Genomic DNA, 23,939 nt, shown 5'->3' on the forward strand with positions numbered 1-23,939 from the left:
ATGAAATGGTTCGACCGCGTCGTCCAATCGCCCGCCACCGGCGGCGCACAACTCGCCATGGAGCGTGTTCCCCCCACCGACTTTCATCCGACGGAACAGCAGGCCGAGGTGATCGACCGCTATGCCGACGTCCCCGCCTACCAGCGCCTGCTCACGGGTGGCGACGACCCGATCTACCGGCTGCCACCCGAACAGCAGGACAAGCTCATTGCCACGGACATCGGTGGCAAGCGGGTCAACGTCATCTGCGCTGCGATGCCCGAATCGCAGCTGCGCCAGTTCCAGTGGCAGGTGCGCGCCCTCAAGGGCGAGCTCCGGGCGAAGGGGTACCAGATCGCCCAGGAGCTGGTGGCCACCCCCGACGTGATGCGCACCGTGATGCGCAACGTGGGCCGCAGCACCCAGTCGCGGGGCCGAGGCGAGCCCCTTCGGCTGTTCAACGAGTGGATCGAGATGGCTGCCCGCGCCGACGCCACCGATCTTCATGTCGACGTGCTCGGCAACGTGGCCCATGTCCGCGTGCGCGTGGACGGGCGGCTCGAACCCCTGGCCGATGGCCACGGAGGTGTCTACCCGCGTGGCGAAGCGGTCGATGCGCTGGCCGCGGGCTACAACAACACCCGGCAGGGCAACAACGTCTCCCAATACACGGAAGACAAGTTCGTGTCGTGCATGATCGCGTTGAACCTTCCCGGCCTCAGCGGGCAGTTGCGGTACCAGAATTTCAAGGGCAGGGCGGGCCCGAAAGCGGTCGTGCGCATCCTGCGCTCGGGTGAGGAAAACGCCATCACGTTCGAGAAGGCTGGCTACGCGCGCAGCCAGCTTCGCATGCTGCGCGAGGCAGGGCGATCGGGCAAGGGCATCGTCTTGATCGCCGGCGTGACCAGCTCCGGCAAGTCCACCAGCCTCAAGTGCCTGATCGAGACATTGCCCGGGCTCGACTCCAAGTCGATCTACACCGTCGAAGATCCCATCGAATATGAGATCAAGGGCGCTCACCAGATCGAGGTGCTCAGGGACCTGGCCGACGAAGACCTCACCACCACGCGCTACGCCGACACGATGCGTGCGCTGATGCGCGGTGACCCGGATGGCGTGATGATGGGCGAGATCCGCGACAAGCTGACCGCGATGTTCGCCCTCCAGATCGCCGAGACCGGTCACCTGGCCATGGGCACCGTGCACGCGCACCTGATCAGCACCATCGTTCCCCGCCTCACCAATGACCAGATCGGCCTGTCGCGCCAGGCGCTCACCGGCCCGAACATCCTGAACCTGCTCGTCTATCAGGCGCTGGTGCCGAAGCTGTGTCCGCACTGTGCAGACAACACCGACACCGCTGCGGCCGGCGATCCCGACATCGCGGAGGTGGTCGAAGTGCGGGAGCGCCGGTACCGCGTGCCGACGCGGCGGCTGCGCTGGGAGCATGTCGGCGGATGTCTCCAGTGCGAACGCCGGGGTACCCGGGGGAAGACCATCGTGGCCGAGATGCTGCGCCCGGATCGCACCTGGTTGCGACTGGTCCGCAACAACGACGACGATGGTGCTGTCATGCACTTCCGGTCCACGTCCGACCATGACTTCCTGAGCCCGGACATGACCGGCAAAACCGTCTTCGAGCACACGCTGTGGAAAGCGCTGCAAGGCGAGATCGACGTGCGCAACTGCGAAGAGTTCGATTCGTTCTCGCGGTTCGAACTGATGCCCCGAACGGGTGACGCACGATGAACGCACGGTTGTTGACGCGCCAACTGTGGCTGGTCGCGTTTCGCCCCCAGCGGGCCGAGTTCTATCGCGACCTCGCCGACATGTTCCGGCGTCACGAACCCATGATGGGGTTCTTCGAAGGTGAGATTGCCAATGCCGTCCGTACGCGCCAGCGGGCACGGGCCGCGGCCCTCCGCACCATGCTCGCCAGGTACCAGACCGGCCACGACGCCGGCCGGGTGGGGTACCTCATGGAGGGGGTGATGCCGCGGGGTGACGTCATGATGCTCGTCGCGGTCGATCGTGCCGACGACAAGGCCAAGGCTTTGACGTCACTCGCCGAGGCCGTCGAGGCGCAGGGAGCCATGAAGTCCGTCGTGGCGGCTTATGCGGTTTTTCCTGCCGTGATGCTGCCCCTGTGCTACGTGCTGATCCGGGTCCTGTCCAACGTGATCCTGTCCATCGACCGAAGCACGCCCGACTACGTCAAGGCCGAACTGTGGGTGGGGCTGAACGGATGGGCCCGTCATGTCGCCCTGGCCTGCGACCAGTACGGGCTGGCCATGGTCTTGCTGCTCGGAGCCCTGGTGGTTGCCGCCGTCATCTCGTTGCCCCGCTGGAAGGGCGCGGGTCGCCTGGCTGTCGAAGCCTGGCCCGTGTACGGCCTGTACCGCGACTTCCAATCGGGTTTGCTGTTCACCTCCATGGCGATGCTGCTCTCCAATGGCGCGTCGCTGAAGGGGGCACTGGAAGACATCGCCCAACGTTCGTCCGCGTGGATGCGCTGGCACCTTACCCGGGTACTTCGCGCGCTGGACGACAGCCCCACCGGCACCATCGACGCCTTCAGCCGGGGCCTGTTGTCCCCGTACATGCTGGCCCGCGCCGCCACCCTGCAACGCACCGCCGCAACCTTCTCGGACGTGCTCGTGGAGTTGGGCACACGCGAATGTGACCGTGTGCTGAAGGGTGTCCGCCGGGCGGCCCTGGTCGCCAACGTGGCCGTGGTGGGCGCGCTGGTGTCCGTGAGTACGTTCATGGGATTGGCAACGCTGACCGTGCCGGGCAGATTCTCGGCGTTGATGGAGCCATCGACGCTCATGGGCCTCAAGCAAGCCCATGAAGCGGCGATGGCCGCGTCACGACAAGCCCCCCCTTCCGACAAGGCCCCGTGAACGGCGCCACATGCCCAGGAGACCCACGTGAACCGCACCGTCCGATCGAACCCCCTCCATCGTTCCCGCATTGCCGGCAACGCCGTCCTGTTCACGCTGTTGTCGATGGTCATCGGCGGCATCGTCGTGGCGGTCGGCGTCAGCCAATACCAGGACGCTGACCGTGCTGCGTCGGTCCAGTCCACAGTTGCCGAGGTCAACGCCATCATCGGCAACACCAAGCAGAACTTCGGCCAGTACTCCTACGCAGGCATGAGCACCGGCATCGCTGTCGGATCGCGGGTCATCCCCGAGAGCCTTCAGACCTCCGAAACCGCGGCGCGCAACAAGTTCGGCGGCACCATCGAACTGCGAGAGCGGCTCCCCGCCGGGTCTGGCACAGCCGAACTCGTCTATCCCAACGTGCCAAGGGCCATCTGCACCAGCCTCATCAACGGCACCCAGGGCCTCGCACGCGAGATCCTGATCGGTAGCTCGGTGGTCAAGGCACAGAACGCCCAGGTCAACCTGGCTGCCTTGAACGCCGGCTGCTCCACCGCCGAAGCAGCGGAGATCACGTGGATCATCGGCCGCACATGACGCCATTCCGCCATCGGGCGCCGCCGCGGCGTCGCCACCAGCGAGGCAACGCGCTCATCCTCGCGTTGCTGGCCTTGGCCGTCACGGGCCTGGGTGCGGCCACGGCCCTGCAGAACAAGCGGGTCGAACTGAAGCGCGATGCTGGCGCGGCTGAGGCGACGGTGCTCGAACGCCTGCGCAACGGCGTCCAGGCCACGGTGCACGAGCACCTTGCGGCCATCCAGCAGGGTCAATCGATCGTCAAGGACGGCGTCACTGTCGATGCCGTCGCGGTCGATGGCGAACTCGTGTGGTCTCCCACCATCGAACAGCTTCGCACCATGGGCTACCTGCCGAGCGGTTGGCTCAACACGCGTTCGTCATTGAACGACGGCGCCTACGGCATCACCTTTCGCCGCGTCCCTGCTGGTTGCGCCCCCGTGACCTGCGACGTCGAAGGACTGGTCGCCATCCGCGCACCCGTCCTCGACGGCGGCCCCGGATCGCCCGTCGACGGCGTCCTCATCGGTCCCATCCTCACCCGCAGCGGCGCCGATGGCGGCGTTTCACTCGCCACCGCCCCGGCCACCATCCAAGGTTTCAACGGCACATGGAGCCACCCCAACCCGGTGCCCGGCAACCCGGCGGGGGTGGTGGCCATGCGGGTAGGGACCAATACGGGTGGGTTCAGTCAGTTTGTTCGAATCGGTGACAGGCGTGACCCCAACTTGGGCGGTGACCTCAGCGCGGCAGGGAATCTGAGCGTGCGCGGAAGCAGCGTGGTCACGGGTAAGGCGGAGTTCGGGGGGGATGCGTTGGTCCAAGGTGCCATTCGTGTCGGTAACACGGAGGCGACTTCCTGCGCCACGGTCGCGCCGGATGGCGTGCTCAGCATAGCGTGTGCCGGCGTACTCAACACCCGAACGGCCATCTTCGAAGACGTCAGCGGCAACCGCAGCGAGATTTTGCCCAGCGGGATGACAACCACAGGGCGCATGCAGTCCGCCGATGGCTTCCGGTCTGGCAGCAATGTCCTGTTCGGCGCTTCTGACCCTCATGCCGTCACAGTAGCCGGGGGCGAGTTTTTCGTTCGGGGCGCGGCTGGCAACCTTGTGTCCCTCGAGGGCGGAAACCTTCGGGTTGGCGGCGTCGTGTCGGGGCAAAGATTGTCCCTTGCGGAAGTGGTTGCAGAGGGAAGCGCGTGCGAGTCCACAGGGGTCGATGCCGCCGCGACCCAAATCAGCGTCACAGCGGACCGTTCGTTGGCGGTCTGTGTCGCCGGACGGTGGGTGACGTCCTTTCGCATGGGTTCCGCCGGAGGGCCATGCGCAACAGAAGGGGGCGCTGCGACCGACCTATCGGACGGGCAATCCTTAATCTGCCGTGATCACCAGTATTTGCGCACCAGCGCGCTCCTTTCGAAGTTTGTTCTGGTGAGCACGATGGCCCTGCAGATGAGCGGTGGGCCACTGCGAGTTCAAAAACCCGTCTGCCCAACATCCGGGTCGACTGTGGCCGAGCGATTAATCATCCTGTCGCCCAATAACGAAGACGCCGCCTTCGCAGGACCGGCGACCTTCTCCGGAATCAATCGGTTTGCCACAGATTTGGGCGACACCTGGGATGTGTACCTCGAGCGGTCTGCAGGGAATACGGCGCTGGGCGGAAATCTCATTGCAAGCATTTACTGTTACTACCGTTGAAAAATGAAGCGCAGCTTTTCTCTTCTCGGATTGATGATTCTCTATTCGACTGCCGTTTGCGGCGAGTCAGCTCAGGATTCGGTCGTTAATGGATACCATCGTGGTGATTCCGGAATAAACATTGGCACACAACAGGTTGGTTTGTCTTATCTCCTAAAGGGTGTCTCAATGGCGTCCTCCTCGAAGAACGAGCATGTGCGCTACGGGCCCTTCAGGAACGATTCCAACTTGGTATTGACCATTGTGCTGCAACACACGGGGAGCACACCTGGCTGGTCTGAGTTCGGTGCTTGGATTTCTGGACAGAAGATCATGACAAGACAAGGCGACATCGAGTTCAAGGTTGCGCCTGGGGATGAATACCATTTCAGCGCAAAAGATGTGTCCAGCATTACGGCGACAGTCAACACAAACAATTACCAAGGGAGCGATCCGGGTCTTCCATCCGCAGCAGATTTTTTGGCGCCGAGCGGCGCTTACAGGAAGTGCTATCGACTGGTTCAATATGAGCCAAATTATCTCGAGTTCCCCAACGAAATATTCATCTATGAGGCCGGAAGAATGTCGGATCGATCAGTGAGGTTGGACTCCTATAACTCGGCTCATCGAGACCTAACGCGAGGCGTGCCGTTGCGCGGTACACATAATCCTTGCGAATTGGTTGACTATCTCGATTACATTTATTTTATGCGGGAATAAATTCTAGATTACCCCGAATGGGGGATGCCCCCTATGGGGGAGGTCGCGCACCGCGCGAAAACGAATAATCCCAGGCAATAGTAGCCCTTCGAAAGAGGAATCAGCATGCGCACCGCGAACGATCATGCCACCCAGGATCTCGGCCGAAGCAAACTTCAAACGCTCGCAGGCCTCCTCCGCTCCTGGGGCTACGACGACAAAGATTTCGTCATCGAGGAAGACCGGTCCGAAGAGCTCGCCAACCTGTTCGGGTTGAGCGGCGGGGTCGTCAAGGTCACTCGACGTTCGACTGGTGAGTGCCGGATGTACGCCACCGGCATCGAATCTGCCTGGATCAGTTCGCTGCTGCTCGATCTGGCGCGAGGGCATCTGGCCGATGGTCCGGAAACAGCGCCGGCACCGCTGATCGACACGCCGGTCCAAGCTGAACGGAAATCCCATTGAACGCGGCGCAGCATCTCCGCCTTCCGGGCGCACCTGCTGTTGAGGCGCCCTTGCGCCCGAACGTCGCGACGCCCTGGCTCGAAGTTCGCGGCGATTCCGCAAGCGCCGTTGCGCTGCCCGATCGCCCTCCGGCGCTCTAGCTTTCGTTCCGCCACTTCGTTCGCCGGACTTCACCCCATTCTTCTGCCTCGCCTGTCCACACCATGCGACGTGACCCCATCGACGTGACGGTGCCGAGTCCAGGCACATTGGAGGGGCGCCAGCCGCAGGCCGCCGCCCGGGACGCTCCGCGCCTCGCCGTCCGCTGGGCCGAGTGCGAGGCCGACCTGCGTGAGGCACAGCGGCTGCGCTACCGTGTGTTTGCGGGCGAGATGGGCGCACGACTGACTCCGCTGCCGGGAACACCGGCCGGCCACGACAGCGACCGTTTCGATGCTTGCTGCGAGCATCTGCTGGTGCGCACAGTGAACGCCGATGGCGAGGCGGGCGATGTGGTGGGCACCTACCGGCTGCTGACCCCGTCGGGCGCACGGCGTGCCGGCGGCTGGTATTCGGACACGGAGTTCGATTTGCGGGCGCTCGACGTGCTTCGCCCGAACACGGTGGAGCTGGGACGCTCGTGCGTCGACCCGGCGTGGCGCAGTGGCGGGGCGATCCTGTTGCTGTGGACGGCGCTGTGCCAGTACATGGTGTCACGAGGGCTCGACACGATGATCGGCTGTGCGAGCATGCCGATGGACGGGGAGGGCGCAACGGCCAGCGCCGTGTGGCACCAGCTTCGCGAGGCACACCTGGCAGCCCCCGAGTGGCACGCCACCCCGCGACTGCCGTTGGCACTGCATCCAGCCCCTCCCCTGGAGGGGCCGGCCGCGCCGGTGCCAACCTTGATCAAGGGCTACCTTCGCTGTGGCACCAAGGTGCTCGGGCCACCAGCGTATGACCCGGACTTCAACACGGCCGACCTGCCGATGATGGCCCGGCTCGCCGACCTGCCACCTCGTTTCGTCAAGCCACCTCGCTTGCGCTGAACCGCGAGGTCCGCAGGCAGGCCCTCGCCGCGCGAAGTCCCCGCGACACGCGACCCGCCCATCCAAGGCCTCCCGCGCCTCAGCGGTTCAACGACACCACGCTGCTCACGACCCCGTTGGTGAAGGTGATCTGCGACCAGGTGCGCGTCTGGTAGTTCGTCATGTAGGTCCACTGTTCCAAGGGCTTGCCGCCCTCGTTCTTGGCGGTGCGCTGCTCGGGCTCGTGTTCCATGGCCGCACGCACCTGCTCGCGGGTCTGCCCCACAGCCACCTTGTGGATGCGGGTGGCATTGAACACGGCATTGCCACACAGCTGGTGGTCCTTGCGATGGCCGCGGCACGGGGTGATGGTGCCGTCTTCGCGCATCTGGCCGGGCGGCGTGTGGCAGGCCGTGAGGACGACGAGCAGCGGCGCCACGAGCAGGGCGGTGCGAACGAAGCGGGGTGTTTGGGTCATGACAGATCGGGCGGGGAAGAAGTGGCCGGTGGGTGGGCCGATCCGTCGACTTCGCGGCTCGGCGCTGAAGGACTGCAAAAGAGAAATGCCAACGGGAGCGTGCGCTGGTGGACCAGGTGAGGCGCGAACGGCGCAAGCACCAGGGCTTGAGGGACGGTCACCCCCACAAGCCCGCAAACCCCGGTTGCCCAGGGCTTGCGGCTGCAAGCCGGCAAGACGCCGGCCCACAGGGAAGGGCGGGTGATCAGCCCTTCTTGGCCTTCTTGGCCGGAGCGGCCTTCTTCGGGGCCGGGGCCTTGGCGGCCTTGCGGGCAGCAGCCTTCGGGTCCACGGCAGCCTTGAAGCCAGCGCCCGGGGTGAACTTCGGCAGCTTGGCGGCAGCGATCTTGATCTTGGCGCCGGTGCTGGGGTTCACGCCGTTGCGGGCGGCACGGGCGTGTTGCTTGAACGAGCCGAAGCCCGGCAGCGTGACGGCGTTGCCCTTCTTGACGTTCGTGACGACCGCGTCGAGCAGCGTTTCCAGGATGCGGCCGGCTTCGGCCTTGGTCAGTTCGTGCTTGGAGGCCAGGTGCTCGATCAGTTCGGTTTTGTTCATTCTTTCGTTTCTATCGGTTGCGCCCGCCACTCGCGGGCTGCCGCATTGTGACGGAAACCGGGCCCACTTCGGCACAACACCCGCGTTTGGGTGCATCGCAACGTGCTGAAATCCCTTTGCAGGGCTCGGGACACCGCGTCGGTTTTGTGCAACCATGCCCCCTTTCGGTGGATCAGCCTGCGGGCTTGGGAGCGCGTTCAGTGAGGATGAAATGGTTGGCGTGGGCCGCGGTGGCCGTGATGGGCCTGGCGGGCATCGTGTGGTTCGGCGGTCCGCCTCTGCTGAAGGTGCAAGGCGAAACACGGCTGAGCCAGGCGCTCGGCCGGCCGGTCACGTTCGGCCACGTCACGGTGCAGCCGTTCGCGCTGAAGCTCACTGTCGACGACGTGACGATCGGTGGTCAAACCGCCAGCGCCGCGCCTTTGCTGACGATCGAGCGCCTCGTCGCCAACGTGTCGTCGAGTTCGCTGTTCCGTCTGGCACCCGTGCTCGAAGGCCTCGACGTGGTTCACCCCAAGCTGCGCGTCGTGCACGTGTCGGCGGGCCACTACGACGTCGACGACCTGATCGCGCGGTTCACCCCTGCGTCCGATGCCAAGCCCTCTGAGCCGGCCCGCTTCGCGCTCTACAACGTGCAACTCACCGACGGCGAGATCCACTTCGACGACCGCCCCGCTGGCGGCACGCACGAGGTGGCAGGGGTGCACCTGACCCTGCCGTTCCTCTCCAACCTGGCCACTCACGTGGCGGTGAAGGTGGAACCGCGGCTGGCCTTTCGCTTGAATGGCGCGGCGTTCGACACCGGGGTGCAGGCCACGCCGTTCGCCACCACCCGCGAAGGCACGCTGGATCTGTCGATCGACCACTTCGATGTGACCCCGTACCTCGGCTACACGCCGAAGGTGTGGCCCGTGCGGCTGCAGCGCGGGCTGATCGACAGCAACCTGCAGGCCCGGTTCTCGGTGACCACCACCGGCGCCCCCAGCGTGTCCTTGAAGGGCAAGCTCCAGGTGTCGGACTTGGCGGTCGGCACCGCCGCGGGTGCCGATCTCCTCGCCTGGAAGACGCTGTCGCTGGGGCTCTCGGACGTGCAACCCCTCGCACGCCGGCTCGAGTTTTCCAGCATCGCGCTCGATGGCCTGACCGTGCATGCGCGGCGCCAGGCCGATGGCCGCTTCGACGGCATGCCCGCGGCCAGTGGCCCGGCCATGGCATCCACCGCACCGCCTGCACCGGCTGCGTCTGCGGCGAGTGGCACCGCGACGCTGGGGCCCACCACGCCCCCGGGATGGCGGATCGCCATCGCGTCGCTGTCGCTCGACCACGGCCGCGTCGAATGGTCCGACACGGCGGTGGTGCCGAACGCGGCCGTGTCGCTGGTGGACGTGACGGTCAAGGCGGACCGGCTCGCCTACCCACCGGCCGGCGACGTGCCGGTTTCGCTGTCAGCCACGCTGCGCTCTCACGGCGACAAGCCGCGCAACTGGGGCACGCTGGCAGCCACCGGCACGGGCAACACACAACATGCGGCCCTCCGGGTCACGCTCGATGCCTTGTCCCTCGAAGCGCTGGAACCGTATCTGGCGGGTGCGCTGACGCCGCGTGTGGCGGGGCAACTGTCCGGGACGGGCCAGGTCGACTGGTCAGGTGATCCGGCTGCGCCACGGCTCAAGGTGGCCCTGGACAGCGTCGCGTTCGACGCTGTCCGCCTCACGGAGGCTTCCGGCCGCGTGCCGCACGGTGCCGCGATGGAGGTCGTGGCCCTGAAGCAGGTGCGGTTCACCGATGTCGCGGTCGACGTGCCGGCGCGGCAGGTCACGTTGGGTGAGTTGAGGGTGCAACAACCGTGGCTGAGCCTGGACCGGTCCGACACCGGCGCGTGGAACGTGCAACGCTGGATGCCGACATCCACCGCATCGACGCCAGTGGCCGTGCCGGCCGAATCCGCAGCCTCGGCCGCTCCGCCGTGGAAGGTCACGCTGAAGTCGGCGTTCGTCGACGGGGGCCGGCTGCGACTCTCCGATGCCAGTTCGTCTACGGGTGGCACGCCGCATCGCACCGAGGTCAGTGCACTCGCGCTCGACATTCGCAACCTCGTGTGGGACGGCGACCGGCCTGCACCGCCGGCGAAGCTGAAGATCGGCGCCCGCGTGGGCAGCGGCCAAGTGGCGTTCGACGGGCAGGTGGGCCTGGTGCCACAGGCGGGATCCGGCACGTTGACCATCACGCGTTTCCCCGTGCAGGCGTTTGCCCCGTACGTCACGCTGGCGCCGGGGGTGGCGCTGGCCCGCGCCGAGGCCGGGTTCAAGGGGAGCGTGACGGTGCGGCTGCCGTCGACCGGGCCGGAGGCCAGCGTCAAGGGCGACGTGCTGCTTGCCGACGTGTTGCTCCAGTCGCGCGCCGCCGATGCATCCGCCGGCCCGGGTGACGACCTGCTGCAATGGCAGGCGCTCGCGCTCAAGGGCCTCCAGTTCGACATGGCGCCAAAGGCCAAGCCGCGCCTGAACATCGCCGAGGCCGCGCTCAACGACCTGCGTGCACGGCTGGTGGTCACTGAACAAGGCCGGTTGAACCTGCAAGACGCTGCCGGCGGCCGGGTGGGCCCCCAGGCACCGGTGCCACCGGCCGATGCGGCGTCCGCGCCGGCATCGACCCCCGGCGCGGCCGCAGTGGCGCCGCGAGACGAGTTGCCCATCGATGCCACCGTGGGCCTCACACGCATCACCAACGGCCGCATCGAGTTCAGCGACAACTTCGTGCGGCCGAAGTACAGCGCCGACCTGACCCAGCTGAACGGCCGCCTGGGCGCCATCAGCACGCGGGGCACGCGCATGGCCGAGCTCGAGCTGAAAGGGCGTGCCGCGGGCACCGCCGACCTCGAGATCTCGGGCCAGGTGCAGCCGCTCGCGCATCCCTTGACGCTCGACATCAAGGCCCGCGCCAGTGACCTCGAGCTGGCGCCGCTGTCACCGTACGCCGCGAAATACGTGGGCTACGCGATCGAGCGCGGCAAGCTGACGATGGACGTGGCCTACCGCATCGATCCCGACGGCCGCCTGGAGGCGCGCAACCAGGTGATCGTCAACCAGCTGACCTTCGGTGACGCGGTGCCGTCGCCCCAGGCCACCACGCTGCCCGTGCGGCTGGCGGTCTCGCTGCTGAAGGATCGCCATGGGGTCATCGACATCAACCTGCCCATCAGCGGTTCGCTGAACGACCCGCAGTTCAGTGTCGGCGGGCTGATCTCGAAGGTGTTGGGCAACCTGATCACCAAGGCCGTGACGGCACCGTTTTCACTGCTGTCGGGCGGCGGGCAGACGGACATCAGCCAGTTGGCCTTCGAGCCGGGCACGGCGCGGCTGACGTCAGAGGGTCAGGCGTCGCTCGACCGGGTGGGTGCCACACTTGCCGAGAAACCGTCGCTCAAACTGACGATCACCGGCACGTCCGATGCCGACACCGAACGCGATGCGTTCCAGCGCCAGGTGCTCGGCACGCGGCTGGTGGCGGAGCGCCGCAAGGAAATGCTCGCCACGGGCGGCAACGGGGAGGGGGCCGCCAACCTGGGCGCAGGCGATCGCTCGCGCCTGTTGCAGTTGCTCTACCGCCAGGCCGACATCCCGGACAAACCGCGCAACGCGCTGGGCCTGGTTCGGGACCTGCCGGACGCCGACACCGAGGCCCGCCTGAAGGCCCGCATCACGGTGGACAGCGACGCGATGCGTGAACTGGCTCTGCAGCGCGCGGTGGCGGTTCGGGACACGCTGGTGGCCAAGGGGTTGCCGGCCGAGCGGCTGTTCCTCGCCGCACCGAAGGGCAAGGGCGATGACGGCACCTGGTTGCCGTCGGTCAAGCTGGGGCTGTCGCTGGACTGAACGCGCAGGGCGGCGGCGCTCAGGGGTTGGCCGGGTTGGGCCGCCCCTGCAGCGACCCCAACAATCGGCCCAGCCGGTGCTTGAACCCCGACCGCGACGACACCTCGCCGAGGTTGGGGGGCACCAGCAGCGTGGCGCGCGCGGCCTGGGCCAGGGCTTCCGGGCTGGTGTCACGCGACATGGCGGGGGCCACCGGTGTCGCGACCGGGCGCGGGGCCACCGGCTCGCGTTCGACCGCAAGTTCCCGTTCGGCGGGGGGCGCCTCCGCCTCGGCCAGCACGGCGGGTCGCCGGAACACCGGTTCGAGGAACCCGAGGATGGGATCCCACTGGGCCAGGTCGGCTGCTACCTTGGACGCGGGCAGGTCGAAGAGCCCGAGTCCCTGTTCGACACATTTCACGTACGCCTGGGTTTCCCGAAGCGCGCCGAGGTAGGGCAGCTGGTTCGCCTCGGCCCAGGCGTGCATGACTTCCGCCGCCTTCGTGCGCGCGTCGAGGCGCATGCCGATGGCCGCCACCTTGCAACGCCCTGAGGCCACCCGGGGCAGGGTGAGCAGTTCGGCATGGCAGTCGGCGGCAGACTCGCGGTCGAAGACTGAATTGCAGACGGGCATCAGGATCACGTCGGCATATCCCACCACCCGTGCCAAATCGAAGCCGCGCAGGCCACCCGGGGTGTCAAGGATGACGTGGGTCGTGCCGGCCGGGGAGCGCAGCACGTTCTTCGGGTCCACCGCCCAGCCGAGGATGGGCGCGCTGCGGGGCAGCGTGCGTTCGGCGCGCAGGCGCAGCCAGGTCTGGGTGGATTGCTGGCGGTCCACGTCGCCCAACATGGCAAGGATGCCGTGGTTGGCGCAGTATGCGGCGAGGTTCGTGGCCAGCGTGCTCTTGCCGCTGCCACCCTTGCGATTGACGACGGCGATGACGGGCATTGACGCGCACTGCAGCTGGTTCGGGGTGGTCGTATTACAACATTGCCAGGTGTCTCACAGTGTCACGATCAGTAAGGTGAAGCCCTGCCAATCGTTGCGACCGGGCGACAATTGCCCATGGACCGCGACACCCGCCTCCCGCTTTTCCCGCTTCGCACGGTGCTGTTTCCGGGCGGGCGCCTCCCGCTCCAGATCTTCGAGGTGCGTTACCTCGACATGATCGGCCGGGCCCATCGCGAAGGCATCCCCTTCGGCGTGGTGTGCCTGACGGAAGGCGACGAGGTGCGCCGGAACGTCGATGGGGGCTTCCAGGCGGAGTCGTTCCACCCATTCGGCACGCTGGCCCGCATCGATCGCCTGGAGCGCCCCCGGCCAGGTCTGCTCAACATCCAGTGCACCGGCCTGCAACGGTTCAGGCTCGAGCGCACGGAGTGCCTGCCGCACGGCTTGTGGGTGGGGGACGCCGAATCCCTGCCTGACGACCCGCTCGTGCCCATCCCGTCCGACCTGGAGCACATCCGCATCGCGCTGCAGCGGGTGGTGAGCGACCTGCGGGACCAGGGTCTCGGCGACGACGACATGCCGCTCCAGGCCCCCTGGCGTTTCGACGATTGCGGCTGGGTGGCCAACCGCTGGTGCGACCTGTTGCCTCTCTCCAACGCCCTCCGGCAGCAATTGCTGGTGGTGGACAGCCCGCTCGTGCGCCTCGAACTGGTGGCCGACGCCCTCGACCGCTACCGCCAGCCCGAAGCGGACTGACGCAGCGGCCCGGTCACCCCGGGTACATGTGCCCGCGTGTCATCGGGATGGGGGTGCCCCCGGGAACCCGGCGGGCCGCGAGCAACTGGTACACACCGATGTCGCCCGATTCGAACTCGAGCGCACAGGCGGCCATGTAGAGGCGCCACACACGCCACGTGGCCTCGCTGACGTGGGCGAGGGCGCGGGCGTGGTTGGCCTCGAGCCGGGCCACCCAGTGCCGAAGCGTCTTCGCGTAGTGGGGCCGCCAGGCTTCCACGTCGAGGAGCTCGAAGTCCGCACGTTCCATGTGCCGCTGGATGTTGCCCACGGTGTCGAGCTGCCCGTCAGGGAACACGTAGCGGTTGATGAACTCGGTGGACACCGTCTTGTCCCACCCCTCCACGTAGTGCGTGATGCCGTGGTTCAGCAGCAGGCCGCCGGGCCTGAGCTGCCGGTACAGCGTCTCGAAATACACCGGGAGGTTCTTCAGTCCCACGTGCTCGAACATGCCGATGCTCGACACCTTGTCGTAGCCCGGTTCGCGGGGCAGGTCGCGGTAGTCGCGCAACTCCACGGTGACCCGATCCGACAGGCCTGCGGCCTGGATGCGCTCGCGGGCTTCCTGCAACTGTCTTTCGCTGAGCGTGATGCCGTGCGCGGTCACCCCATGGTGCTGTGCGGCATGTATCACGAGCGCGCCCCAGCCGCAGCCCACGTCGAGCAGCCGTTCGCCGGGCGCCAGCTGCAGCTTGCGGCAGATGTGCTCCAGCTTGGCCCGTTGGGCGTCTTCGAGCGTGAGGTCGGGTCGTTCGAAGTAGGCGCACGAATACACCATGCGTTCGTCGAGCCACAGCCGGTAGAAATCGTTCGAGACGTCGTAGTGGAATCCGATGGCGTCCCGGTTTTCTGCCTTCGAATGGGCTTGCACGGGCGGCGCGAGCAGCGACGCACGGGCCTCGTCGAACGCCGCGGCAGAGCGCAGGCGCAACGTGGTCAGCAGCACACGCCACCGGTCCTGCCAGGGCAGGCGCAGCACCTGGACGTGGTCCTTGAGTGCCAGGGCCGCGAAAAAGTCACCTTCGATGTCGAGGTCGCCCCTGAAGTACGCGTCAGCCAGCCGGAGCGGGTCGCCGCCTCCCAGCAGGCTGCGGACGACGTTCGGCGTGTGGCACACGAGCGTGAAGGGCGCTGGCTCGGCAGGCGGCGGGCCGCGGCCGAGCAACAGCGTGCGGCCATCCCACAGCCTGACGGCCAGGTGCCTGTCGAAGGCCCGGAACAGGCGTTCGACCGCCTCGATCAGGGGGGCGCTGTCGGGCCCGGCGCCCGGTCGAGAGGCGGGGGCCGCCGACGGCATGTCGTCGGACGTCGTCGCACACGCGGAGGAAGAGGGTTCCTTCATGGTGATCGAACTCCAGCTGCAAGTCGTGCGGGCGGGGGGGCTGCCCGGGCGTACTCCCTGTGCTTGGGAATTTGACACATTCCCGCTGCCCGAGTCAGCCGGGCGGTTTTTGGAACTACAGGCGCCGTGTGGTTTCCCGAACCGTCAGGGACAGGGGCGGCAGCTCCACCTCCGGCGTGGGCTGGCCAAGCATGTTGAGCAGCGCCTGCGCGGCGAACAGGCCCACCTCGTAGATGGGCTGGCGCACGGTGGTGAGCGGTGGGGTCAGGTAGGCAGCCACCGGCAAGTCGTCGAAACCGACCAGCGAAACGTCGTCGGGCACGCGAATGCCACGCCGGTACATCGCCACCCGGGCGCCGAAGGCCGACTGGTCGTTGGCCGCGAACACTGCCGTGAAGGCGTGGCCGCTGTCGAGGAGGCGGTTCATCGCCATCAGGCCACCGCCTTCGAGGAAGTCGCCCTGGACGACCAGGTCCGGGTCGAGCGCCAGGCCGGCCTCCTGGTGTGCCCGCACATAGCCCTTGTAGCGCGCGATCGCGTCCACGTGGTCCACCGGCCCCGCGATGTGTGCCACACGCCGGTGCCCGAGGCCGATCAGGTGCTTGGTGGCGAGGTAGCCCCCGGCGGCGTGGTCGATGGTGTGGGACCGGATGCTCGGGCCTTCGAGGTGGCGCCCCGTCACGACGATGGGCTGCTGCTTGGCGAAGTTGAGGATGTCCTCGTCGGGCAGGTGGCCCGTCAGGATCACGAGCCCGTCGATGCGGCGGGCCTGCAGCAGGCGGATGCGCTCGGCCTCCTCGTGGGCATTCCAGTGGCCGCTGACGATGATCGGGGCGTAGCCGCTGTCGGCCAGGCCCTGTTCGATGCCCCGCATGGCCCGTGTGTAGAAGGGGCTCTCGATGTCCTGCGCCAGGATGCCCACCGTCATGGTCGTGCCGGTCTTCAGGCTGCGGGCAAAGAGGTTGGGCCTGAACGACAGCTTCTTGATGGCCTTCTCGACCGCCGCCCGTTTGGCGCCGTCGACGCGGGCGGTGCCATTGAGGATGCGGGAAACCGTGCTCGGCGAAACGCCAGCTTCCTTGGCCACGTCGAGGAGGGTCACCGCGGCAGGGGGCGCTTCTGGGGTGATGGGACGATTCACGGTTGCTCGGAAGAAGGGGTGGAGCCGACGGCACGACTGCGTGCTGCGTTGAATTTTGTCATCATGATAACGTTTTCAAGGTGTCAAGTGCTTTTGGTTCTGAAAAACACTGATGTTGTTTTGATGTGTTCTAGGGGGTTTCCCTGGGATGGGGTACTTCCTGAGACTTAGGTGTTGACTCCTGGCGACCGCGGGAGTGAAATTCGTCGTTCTGAAAACGTTTTCACAGGTTGTCGTCAGCGCAGGCGACAAAGAACGCTGTTACCGCAGCACATCAACCCAACGCCCCAGGCACGGAAGAGACGCCATGAAAAGTCTGTTGAAACCCCTGTTGATCACTGCCGCAGTTGTTGCGGCCTTTGGCGCCCAAGCCCAGGACGCCAAACCCACCATCACCCTCAACGTCTCGTCGTTCCCTGACCTGGACCGGGGCGTCAAGGCTGCCATTCCGCTGTACAAGAAGCTGCACCCCGAGGTCGAGATCAAGCTCACGAGCCTCGCGTATCCCGACCACCACACCGCGATGACCACGTCGCTCGCCACCGGCGCCAACCTGCCGGACGTGATGGCCGTCGACAACGGCTTCATCGGCAAGTTCGCCGAATCGGGCTGCCTCGAAGACCTGAGCAAGGCCCCGTTCAACGGCCTGGCCCAGCGCGACAAGCTCGCCAAGTTCGCGGTGAACCAGTCCACCAGCAGCGCAGGCGCACTGGCCGCACTGCCGGTCGACATCGGCCCCGGCGCGCTGTTCTACCGAAAGGACCTGCTCGACAAGGCCGGCGTCTCCGAAGCCGACATGATCAAGAGCTGGGACTCGTACATCGCGTCTGGCAAGAAGGTGAAGGCGGCCACCGGTGCCTACATGCTCGGCAACGCCGCCGACATCAAGGACATCTACATCCGCTCGGGCCTGAAGGACGGTGACGGCATCTACTTCGACAAGAAGGGCAACTCGCTCGTCACGACGCCGCGTTTCGTCAAGGCGTTCGAACTGGCCAAGGCTGCACGTGCCGCGGGCATCGACGGCAAGATCGCGGCCTGGTCCAACGAGTGGAGCGAAGGCTTCAAGCGCGACAAGATCGCTACGCAGATGATGGGCGGCTGGCTCGCTGGTCACCTGAACAACTGGCTCGCCCCGGAACAAAAGGGCAAGTGGCGCTCGGCCCAGTTGCCGAACGGCGCGTTCGGTTTCTGGGGAGGCTCGTTCTACGCCATCCCGAAGCAGGCCAAGAACAAGGCCGCCGCATGGGACTTCGTGCAGTTCATGACCTACAACAAGGAAATGCAACTGACGGCCCTGAAGAGCCAGGACTCGTTCCCGGTGCTGCTCGACGCGCAGACCGACGCCTTCATCGCCCAGCCGATGGAGTACCTCGGTGGCCAGCCGGCCCGCCAGGCCTGGAAGACCGCCGCTGACAAGATCCCGGCCACCACCATCGACAAGTTCGACCCGGTGGCCGAGAGCGTCGTCAACGCCGAACTCGACAAGGTGCTGGAGCAGAACAAGGACATCAAGACCGCCCTGGCTGATGCCCAAGCCCAGCTGAAGCGCCGCGTCCGCCGCTGATCCCGGCACCGCCCGACACCGCCCATCCAGTCCAGTTCGAGTGCCCAACATGCAGGCCATGGCCGACTCCAAGCCGTCGACAACGCTTACCAGCGTTCCATCGACACCCATCCAACGCAAGCGCAAACCGCTGCATTTCCGGGATGTGGCTCCGTACGTGTTCATCAGCCCGTTCTTCGTGCTGTTTTTCGTGTTCGGCCTGTTCCCGCTGTTGTTCTCGATGTACCTGTCGTTCCACCGCTGGGACCCCGCCGCGGGTCTCGCGGCGATGAACTGGGTGGGGCTGGAGAACTACATCTTCGTGATCACGAACGACGACTGGTTCCACTCGTCGCTCTACAACACGGTGTGGCTGGCCCTGGTGTCGGGCCTACCGCAGCACCTGGTCGCGCTGCCACTGGCGTTTTTCCTGCACACGGCCTTCGGCCGGTGGCGGAACGCCGTGGTGGGTGCCTATTTCCTGCCGTTCATCACGTCCACGGTGGCCATCTCTCTCGTGTTCTCGTCGCTGTTCTCGCGTGACTTCGGGGTGGTCAACGCCACGCTGACCGCGTTGCACGACGTACCGGGGCTCTCATGGTTCTTCCCCGCCGAGAAGATCGACTGGGGCCAGCCCCAGTACACCAAGTGGATGATCTCGTTCGTCGTGTGGTGGCGCTACGTGGGCTGGAACGCGGTGCTGTACCTCTCCGCCATGCAGACCATTCCGAAAGACCTCTTCGAGGCCGCCACGATGGACGGCGCCAAGCCCTGGCAGCAGTTCCGCCATGTGTGCCTGCCGCTGCTGCGGCCCATGATCTTCTTCGCCGTGACGCTCAGCATCATCGGCAACCTGCAACTCTTCGAAGAGCCCTTCATCCTGACCGGCGGCACCGGCGGCATTGACCAGGCCGGCAAGACCGCGGCCATGCACATGTACGCCACCGCGTTCGTCGACGGTGACTTCGGCACCGCGTCGGCCATCGCCTGGCTGCTGTTCATGCTGATCGCCGGCGTCACCTGGGCCAACAACCGGTTCCTCGGCCAACGCGACACGAAGGGCTGACCCCATGAGTACCTTCCGCCATACCTCTCTTGCGGCCAACGGCGTGGCCTACGCGATCGTCCTCGGCGGCGCGCTGATCATGCTGGCCCCGTTCTACTTCATGTTCGTGTTCGCCACGCACGCCGACCGCGAGATCCTCTCGCTGCCGCCGCCGCTCTGGTTCGGCGACGCGTTCGTCAGCAACCTGCGCCTGCTGGTCGAGAAGCTGCCGTACTTCTGGCACAACCTCGGCTGGAGCCTGTACGTGGCGCTGGCCGTCACGGCAGCCAACCTGCTGCTGTGCTCGCTGGCCGGCTACGCCTTCGCGATGTTCGAGTTCAAGTACAAGAACCAGCTGTTCCTCTTCGTGATGGGCACCATGCTGCTGCCGTCGTTCGTGGGCATGATCCCCACGGTCATCACGATGAGCTGGCTCGGCTGGATGAACGAACCGAAAGCGCTCATCGTGCCCGGCGCATGCTCGGCGCTCGGTGTTTTCATGATGCGCCAGTACATCACGTCGGCCATCCCGAAGGACCTGATCGACGCGGCCCGCATCGATGGCTGCGGCGAGTTCGGCATCTTCGGGCGCATCGTGCTGCCCCTGGTGGGGCCGGCACTCGGCACCCTCGGCCTCGTCACCTTCATCGGGTCGTGGAACAACTTCATGGGGCCGCTGATCGTGATGCGCGACATGGAGATGTTCACCGTGCCGCTTGCGTTGCGGTCGCTGCAGGGCACCGGCCAGACGCCGTGGGGCGCCATCTGCGCCGGCTCGTCCATCGCGGTGCTGCCGCTGCTCGTGATGTTCGTGATGGCCTCGCGCCGACTCATCGAAGGCCTCACGGCCGGTGCCGTCAAGGCATGAACGAATTGATCCACCCCATCTTTCCAGGAGCCCAAGCGTGAGCGAATTGAAGTTTCCCCCGAATTTCTCGTGGGGTGTTGCCACCAGTGCCTATCAAATCGAAGGTGCAGCCGCCGAGGACGGCCGCGGCCCTTCCATCTGGGACACCTTCTCCCACCAGCCGGGCAAGACGTTCGAAGGCCACACGGGCGACGTCGCATGTGACCATTACCACCGCTACGACACCGATGTCGACCTGATCGCAAGCCTGGGCGTGGATGCCTACCGGTTCTCGATCTCGTGGTCCCGCGTGCAGCCGAAGGGCCACGGCGCCTGGAACGAGAAGGGCCTCGCGTTCTACGACCGCCTGGTGGACAAGCTGCTGTCGAAGGGCATCAAGCCGCATGTCACGCTGTACCACTGGGACCTGCCACAAGGCCTCCAGGACCTGGGCGGCTGGGGCTCGCGCGACACCACCGATTGCTTCGCCGACTATGCCGACGTGATGGGCCGCCGCCTCGGCGACCGCGTGGCGTCCATCTGCACCCACAACGAACCTTGGTGCACGGCGCACCTGGGCCACCACGTGGGCCAGTTCGCCCCCGGCAACAAGGATCCGCAACTGGCCATCCAGGTGGCGCACCACCTGCTGCTGTCGCACGGCAAGGCCCTCCAGGCCATGCGCGCGAGCGGCGTGAAGGCCCCGCTCGGCATCGTGTTGAACCAGTCGTCCGTGACGGCCGCCACCCAGTCGCAAGCCGACCGCGATTCCGCCGAACGCCAGTACGCTGCGTTCGTGCGCTGGTACATGGACCCGATTTTCCTGAAGCGCTATCCAACGGCACCCGGGTTGAGCATTTACCCGACCGTCTCTGAAAACGATTTCAACACGATCGCCCAGCCGCTCGATTTCCTCGGCATCAACTACTACACCCGCATCTGGGCCAGCGAGTCCAGCCCGCCGGTGCCCGCACCCAACGCGATGGGTGTCAACGACATGGGGTGGGAGACCTACCCGCAAGGCCTGTCCGACCTGCTCCGGCAGATCGACCGCGACTACGACCTGCCGCCCATCTACATCACGGAAAACGGGTTCGCGGGGGATGACCACCTCGTGGGCGGGAAGGTGGCCGACTCCCCCCGCATCGCGTACGTCCACACCCACCTGGCCGCACTGCAGCAGGCCATGGAGGCCGGCGTCGACATCCGCGGCTACTTCTACTGGAGCCTGTTCGACAACTACGAGTGGAACTCCGGCTACGCGAAGCGCTTCGGCCTCGTGCACGTCGACTACGAGAACCAGCAACGCACGCTGAAAGACAGCGCGCACTGGTATAGCGACCTCATCCGGAAAGGACGTTGAGATGGCAGCCCTGACCCTGCGCGGCATCACCAAGCGCTATGAAAACTCCATCGAGGTGATCCGCGGCATCGACCTCGACATCGCCGACGGCGAGTTCGCCGTCTTCGTGGGCCCGTCCGGCTGCGGCAAGTCCACGATGCTTCGCATGATCGCGGGCCTCGAAGACATCAGCTCCGGCGAGATCAGCATCGGCGGCCGCCTCATCAACGACGTGCCGCCGGCCCAGCGTGGCGTGGCGATGGTGTTCCAGAGCTATGCGCTGTACCCCCACATGACCGTGGGCGAGAACATGGGCTTCGCGCTCAAGCTCGCCGGGCAGAGCAAGGCCGAGATCGCCTCGGCCGTGGGCAAGGCCGCGGAAATCCTGCAGATCACGCACCTGCTGGACCGCAAGCCGAAGGCCCTGTCAGGCGGACAACGCCAGCGCGTGGCCATCGGCCGCGCCATCGTGCGCAAGCCGGGCGTGTTCCTGTTTGACGAACCGCTGTCCAACCTCGATGCCTCGCTGCGCATGCAGATGCGCATCGAATTGTCGAAGCTCCACAAGGAACTCGGCAGCACGATGATCTACGTGACCCATGACCAGGTCGAGGCCATGACGCTCGGCGACCGCATCGCGGTGTTCAACGGGGGGCGCATCGAACAGGTGGGCACGCCGCTCGACCTGTACTCCCGTCCGGCGAACAAGTTCGTCGCGGGCTTCCTCGGGTCGCCCCGCATGAACTTCATCCGCGTGACGGGCCACGAACGCGCCGAAAGCGGCGTGCGCCTGCGCGTCGATCCGGCCGGTGTTGTCGACGTGCCGGGCGTGTTGTCCACCGCGGCCAGTGGCCCGCTGATGTTGGGCATCCGGCCGGAGCACCTGGGTGTCACGCGTGTCGAGGACGGCCTGGCCGCCCGCATCGACCTGCTGGAACACCTGGGCGACTCGGTGCTCGTGCACGCCACGCTGCGTGGCACCGACAACACCGTGTCCGTACGCGTGCCGGCCAGCCAGGCAGGCCTGCGCGCCGGGCTCGACGTGGGTCTTGCGCCGCACCCATCTCAGGTGCTGCTGTTCAGCGAGGCCGGCGAGGCACTCTCCCTGCACTGATTTCGAGGAATCCCGGAGCTTGCCGTTTCCACTGTCCAGGCATCTGCTTTCCGGGGAGCAGGTTCCGGGACATCTCTTCCGGCCAGGGGATGGCTCGCACCATCCCCGGACGGATGTCTTCGCCGCGCAGGCGATCGATACCTCACTACACACACGACGAGGAGTAACCATGAAAAAGAAGCGTCTGATCATTGCCCTGGGGCTCGCCGGCATCGGGACCGCCGCGATGGCGGCCCCGCCGATCGATTTCTCCGGCTACATGCGCGCCGGCGTGGGCGTCACCGCCCGTGGCGGCACCCAGGTGTGCTTCCAGCTGCCGGGCGCGGACACGAAGTGGCGTCTCGGCAACGAGTGTGACTACGTGATCGAACCGAGCTTCAACACCGCCAGCCACCACNGGCCCCTGCGATCGACTTCTCCGGCTACATGCGCGCCGGCGTGGGCGTCACCGCCCGTGGCGGCACCCAGGTGTGCTTCCAGCTGCCGGGCGCGGACACGAAGTGGCGTCTCGGCAACGAGTGTGACTACGTGATCGAACCGAGCTTCAGCGCCAAGCTGGCCTCGTACGAAGGTGCCGACTGGCACGTGCACTTCATGCCCAGCGTGTACCGCGCCTGGGGTGGCAACGAGTTCGTGGGCGCACCGGGTTCGGAAGAATCGGGCGACGATCTCGTGGCCCGCTACGGCCAGGTCTACACCTACGGCAACAACATCTCGGCGCTGGGCAACGGCAAGCTGTGGGTCGGCCGCCGGTTCTACAACCGCCTGCAACTGGGCATCAACGACCAGTTCCTCGAGAAAAACGACGGTGACGGCGCTGGCCTGGAAGACGTGAACGTCGGCTTCGGCAAGCTGAGCGTGGCGGTCATGATGAACCCGAGCGACACCGGGTTCGACAACCGCCTGACCATCCCCATCCGCCTGACGAACATCAAGACGTTCAAGGACGGCGAGCTGGCGGTGTACGTGTCGGGGGCCGACAACACGCAGACGAAGAACCAGCTGACGGGCGTGGAGCCGGCAAAGAAAGCCAAGGCTGCCACGCTGGGCGTGTACCACACGCAAGGTGGTGTGCTCGGTGGCAACCTGCTGGTGGGTGCGAAGTACGAGCGTGAAGGTGGCATCAAGACCGCCCGCGTGATGGCCCAGGAATCGACGCAGTTCGGCGCCACGGCGTTCGACGCGATCGCCGAGTTCCGCAACCGCGACGCACCCAACAACGCAGGTGACAAGTGGTACTCGATCGGTGCACGCACCGACACGTACATCTCGGGCCCGTTCCGTTTCCTGGCCGAGCTGGGCCACGACCGCATCAGCCCGGACGTGGGTAACACGCGCTCGCTGACGAAGCTCACGCTGGCCGGTGCTGTCTCGGGTGGCAACACCGCGGGCTCGCGTCCGACGATCCGCCTGTTCGTCACGCACGCCGTGTGGAACGAGGCCGCGCGCCAGGCCTTCGTGGCCGGTGGCTCGCGCACCGCCGAGATCTACGGCGACAAGAAGTCGGGCACGTCGATCGGCATCCAGGGCGAAACCTGGTGGTGAYCTGACGCGTCGACCGCCGGGGACGGCGAAGCTGTTGCGGTTGGGGG

General features: G+C 66.2%; 21 protein-coding genes. 16 read left to right on the top strand and 5 right to left on the bottom strand.

All coding sequences use genetic code 11. The annotated features are described in order from the left end of the window. The 7 genes from ASC87_RS01980 (at position 1) to ASC87_RS02005 (ending at position 7,314) form a co-directional block, all read left to right on the top strand. Complete coding sequence (locus ASC87_RS01980; RefSeq protein ID WP_056655744.1) at positions 1 to 1,728, top strand: GspE/PulE family protein; 1,728 nt, start codon at positions 1 to 3, stop codon at positions 1,726 to 1,728. After that, positions 1,725 to 2,882, top strand: a complete 1,158-nt coding sequence (locus tag ASC87_RS01985; RefSeq protein WP_056655747.1) for a hypothetical protein — start codon at positions 1,725 to 1,727, stop codon at positions 2,880 to 2,882. Before ASC87_RS01980 ends, ASC87_RS01985 begins: the two co-directional genes overlap by 4 nt. Positions 2,883 to 2,909: 27 nt before the next feature. Further along, positions 2,910 to 3,461, top strand: coding sequence for a type 4 pilus major pilin (locus tag ASC87_RS01990; RefSeq protein WP_056655751.1), 552 nt, complete (start codon positions 2,910 to 2,912; stop codon positions 3,459 to 3,461). Next, positions 3,458 to 5,143 carry a hypothetical protein gene (locus ASC87_RS01995; RefSeq protein WP_056655754.1) on the top strand — a complete coding sequence of 562 codons (1,686 nt, stop codon included), beginning with the start codon at positions 3,458 to 3,460 and terminating at the stop codon, positions 5,141 to 5,143. Before ASC87_RS01990 ends, ASC87_RS01995 begins: the two co-directional genes overlap by 4 nt. A gap of 3 nt (positions 5,144 to 5,146) precedes the next feature. Next, a complete protein-coding gene (locus ASC87_RS31485; RefSeq protein ID WP_157603783.1) occupies positions 5,147 to 5,842 on the top strand; it encodes a hypothetical protein in 696 nt (231 codons plus the stop codon). A gap of 105 nt (positions 5,843 to 5,947) precedes the next feature. Then, on the top strand, positions 5,948 to 6,286 hold the full coding sequence (locus ASC87_RS02000) for a hypothetical protein (RefSeq protein ID WP_056655758.1): 339 nt from the start codon (positions 5,948 to 5,950) through the stop codon (positions 6,284 to 6,286). Positions 6,287 to 6,489: 203 nt separating this feature from the next. Further along, positions 6,490 to 7,314 carry a GNAT family N-acetyltransferase gene (locus ASC87_RS02005; RefSeq protein ID WP_082568303.1) on the top strand — a complete coding sequence of 275 codons (825 nt, stop codon included), beginning with the start codon at positions 6,490 to 6,492 and terminating at the stop codon, positions 7,312 to 7,314. A 79-nt stretch (positions 7,315 to 7,393) separates the two neighbouring features. On the opposite strand, the gene ASC87_RS02010 is transcribed toward ASC87_RS02005, so the two are convergent. Both ASC87_RS02010 and ASC87_RS02015 read right to left on the bottom strand, forming a co-directional pair. After that, positions 7,394 to 7,771 carry a hypothetical protein gene (locus ASC87_RS02010; RefSeq protein WP_056655761.1) on the bottom strand — a complete coding sequence of 126 codons (378 nt, stop codon included), beginning with the start codon at positions 7,769 to 7,771 and terminating at the stop codon, positions 7,394 to 7,396. A 244-nt stretch (positions 7,772 to 8,015) separates the two neighbouring features. Next, positions 8,016 to 8,522, bottom strand: coding sequence for an HU family DNA-binding protein (locus ASC87_RS02015; RefSeq protein WP_369820726.1), 507 nt, complete (start codon positions 8,520 to 8,522; stop codon positions 8,016 to 8,018). Between the two features lie 50 nt (positions 8,523 to 8,572). Between ASC87_RS02015 and ASC87_RS02020 the strand changes: the two genes are divergently transcribed. Then, positions 8,573 to 12,241, top strand: coding sequence for a DUF748 domain-containing protein (locus tag ASC87_RS02020; RefSeq protein ID WP_056655766.1), 3,669 nt, complete (start codon positions 8,573 to 8,575; stop codon positions 12,239 to 12,241). Positions 12,242 to 12,260: 19 nt separating this feature from the next. Here ASC87_RS02020 and ASC87_RS02025 read toward each other — a convergent pair whose 3' ends face one another. Further along, the gene (locus ASC87_RS02025; RefSeq protein WP_056655770.1) at positions 12,261 to 13,172 is read right to left on the bottom strand and encodes a ParA family protein; all 912 of its coding nucleotides are present in this window, start codon (positions 13,170 to 13,172) and stop codon (positions 12,261 to 12,263) included. Positions 13,173 to 13,289: 117 nt separating this feature from the next. Between ASC87_RS02025 and ASC87_RS02030 the strand changes: the two genes are divergently transcribed. Next, on the top strand, positions 13,290 to 13,931 hold the full coding sequence (locus ASC87_RS02030) for an LON peptidase substrate-binding domain-containing protein (RefSeq protein WP_056655773.1): 642 nt from the start codon (positions 13,290 to 13,292) through the stop codon (positions 13,929 to 13,931). Between the two features lie 13 nt (positions 13,932 to 13,944). On the opposite strand, the gene ASC87_RS02035 is transcribed toward ASC87_RS02030, so the two are convergent. Next, complete coding sequence (locus tag ASC87_RS02035; protein ID WP_056655911.1) at positions 13,945 to 15,267, bottom strand: cyclopropane-fatty-acyl-phospholipid synthase family protein; 1,323 nt, start codon at positions 15,265 to 15,267, stop codon at positions 13,945 to 13,947. Between the two features lie 160 nt (positions 15,268 to 15,427). After that, positions 15,428 to 16,453, bottom strand: a complete 1,026-nt coding sequence (locus ASC87_RS02040) for a LacI family DNA-binding transcriptional regulator (RefSeq protein WP_235582004.1) — start codon at positions 16,451 to 16,453, stop codon at positions 15,428 to 15,430. Positions 16,454 to 16,760: 307 nt separating this feature from the next. Here ASC87_RS02040 and ASC87_RS02045 point away from each other — a divergent pair, with 307 nt between their 5' ends. From ASC87_RS02045 to ASC87_RS33655, 7 genes are all read left to right on the top strand, one after another. Next, complete coding sequence (locus ASC87_RS02045) at positions 16,761 to 18,020, top strand: extracellular solute-binding protein (RefSeq protein WP_056655779.1); 1,260 nt, start codon at positions 16,761 to 16,763, stop codon at positions 18,018 to 18,020. A gap of 58 nt (positions 18,021 to 18,078) precedes the next feature. Next, positions 18,079 to 19,065, top strand: coding sequence for a carbohydrate ABC transporter permease (locus ASC87_RS02050; RefSeq protein ID WP_235582005.1), 987 nt, complete (start codon positions 18,079 to 18,081; stop codon positions 19,063 to 19,065). A gap of 4 nt (positions 19,066 to 19,069) precedes the next feature. Then, positions 19,070 to 19,912, top strand: coding sequence for a carbohydrate ABC transporter permease (locus tag ASC87_RS02055; RefSeq protein WP_056655782.1), 843 nt, complete (start codon positions 19,070 to 19,072; stop codon positions 19,910 to 19,912). A 37-nt stretch (positions 19,913 to 19,949) separates the two neighbouring features. After that, positions 19,950 to 21,254 carry a GH1 family beta-glucosidase gene (locus ASC87_RS02060; protein WP_056655788.1) on the top strand — a complete coding sequence of 435 codons (1,305 nt, stop codon included), beginning with the start codon at positions 19,950 to 19,952 and terminating at the stop codon, positions 21,252 to 21,254. 1 nt (position 21,255) lies between these two features. Then, complete coding sequence (locus tag ASC87_RS02065) at positions 21,256 to 22,347, top strand: ABC transporter ATP-binding protein (protein ID WP_056655792.1); 1,092 nt, start codon at positions 21,256 to 21,258, stop codon at positions 22,345 to 22,347. Between the two features lie 169 nt (positions 22,348 to 22,516). Further along, positions 22,517 to 22,744, top strand: a 228-nt coding sequence (locus tag ASC87_RS32965) for a carbohydrate porin (protein ID WP_235582006.1), incomplete at its 3' end; no start/stop codon positions are given. A 29-nt stretch (positions 22,745 to 22,773) separates the two neighbouring features. Then, positions 22,774 to 23,892 (top strand): carbohydrate porin, encoded by a 1,119-nt coding sequence (locus ASC87_RS33655; protein WP_056655796.1) that lies wholly within the window; start codon positions 22,774 to 22,776, stop codon positions 23,890 to 23,892. Positions 23,893 to 23,939 lie beyond the last annotated feature (47 nt).

Origin of the sequence: Rhizobacter sp. Root1221, assembly GCF_001425785.1 — a bacterium.
In the GTDB taxonomy this organism is placed as follows: domain Bacteria; phylum Pseudomonadota; class Gammaproteobacteria; order Burkholderiales; family Burkholderiaceae_C; genus Rhizobacter.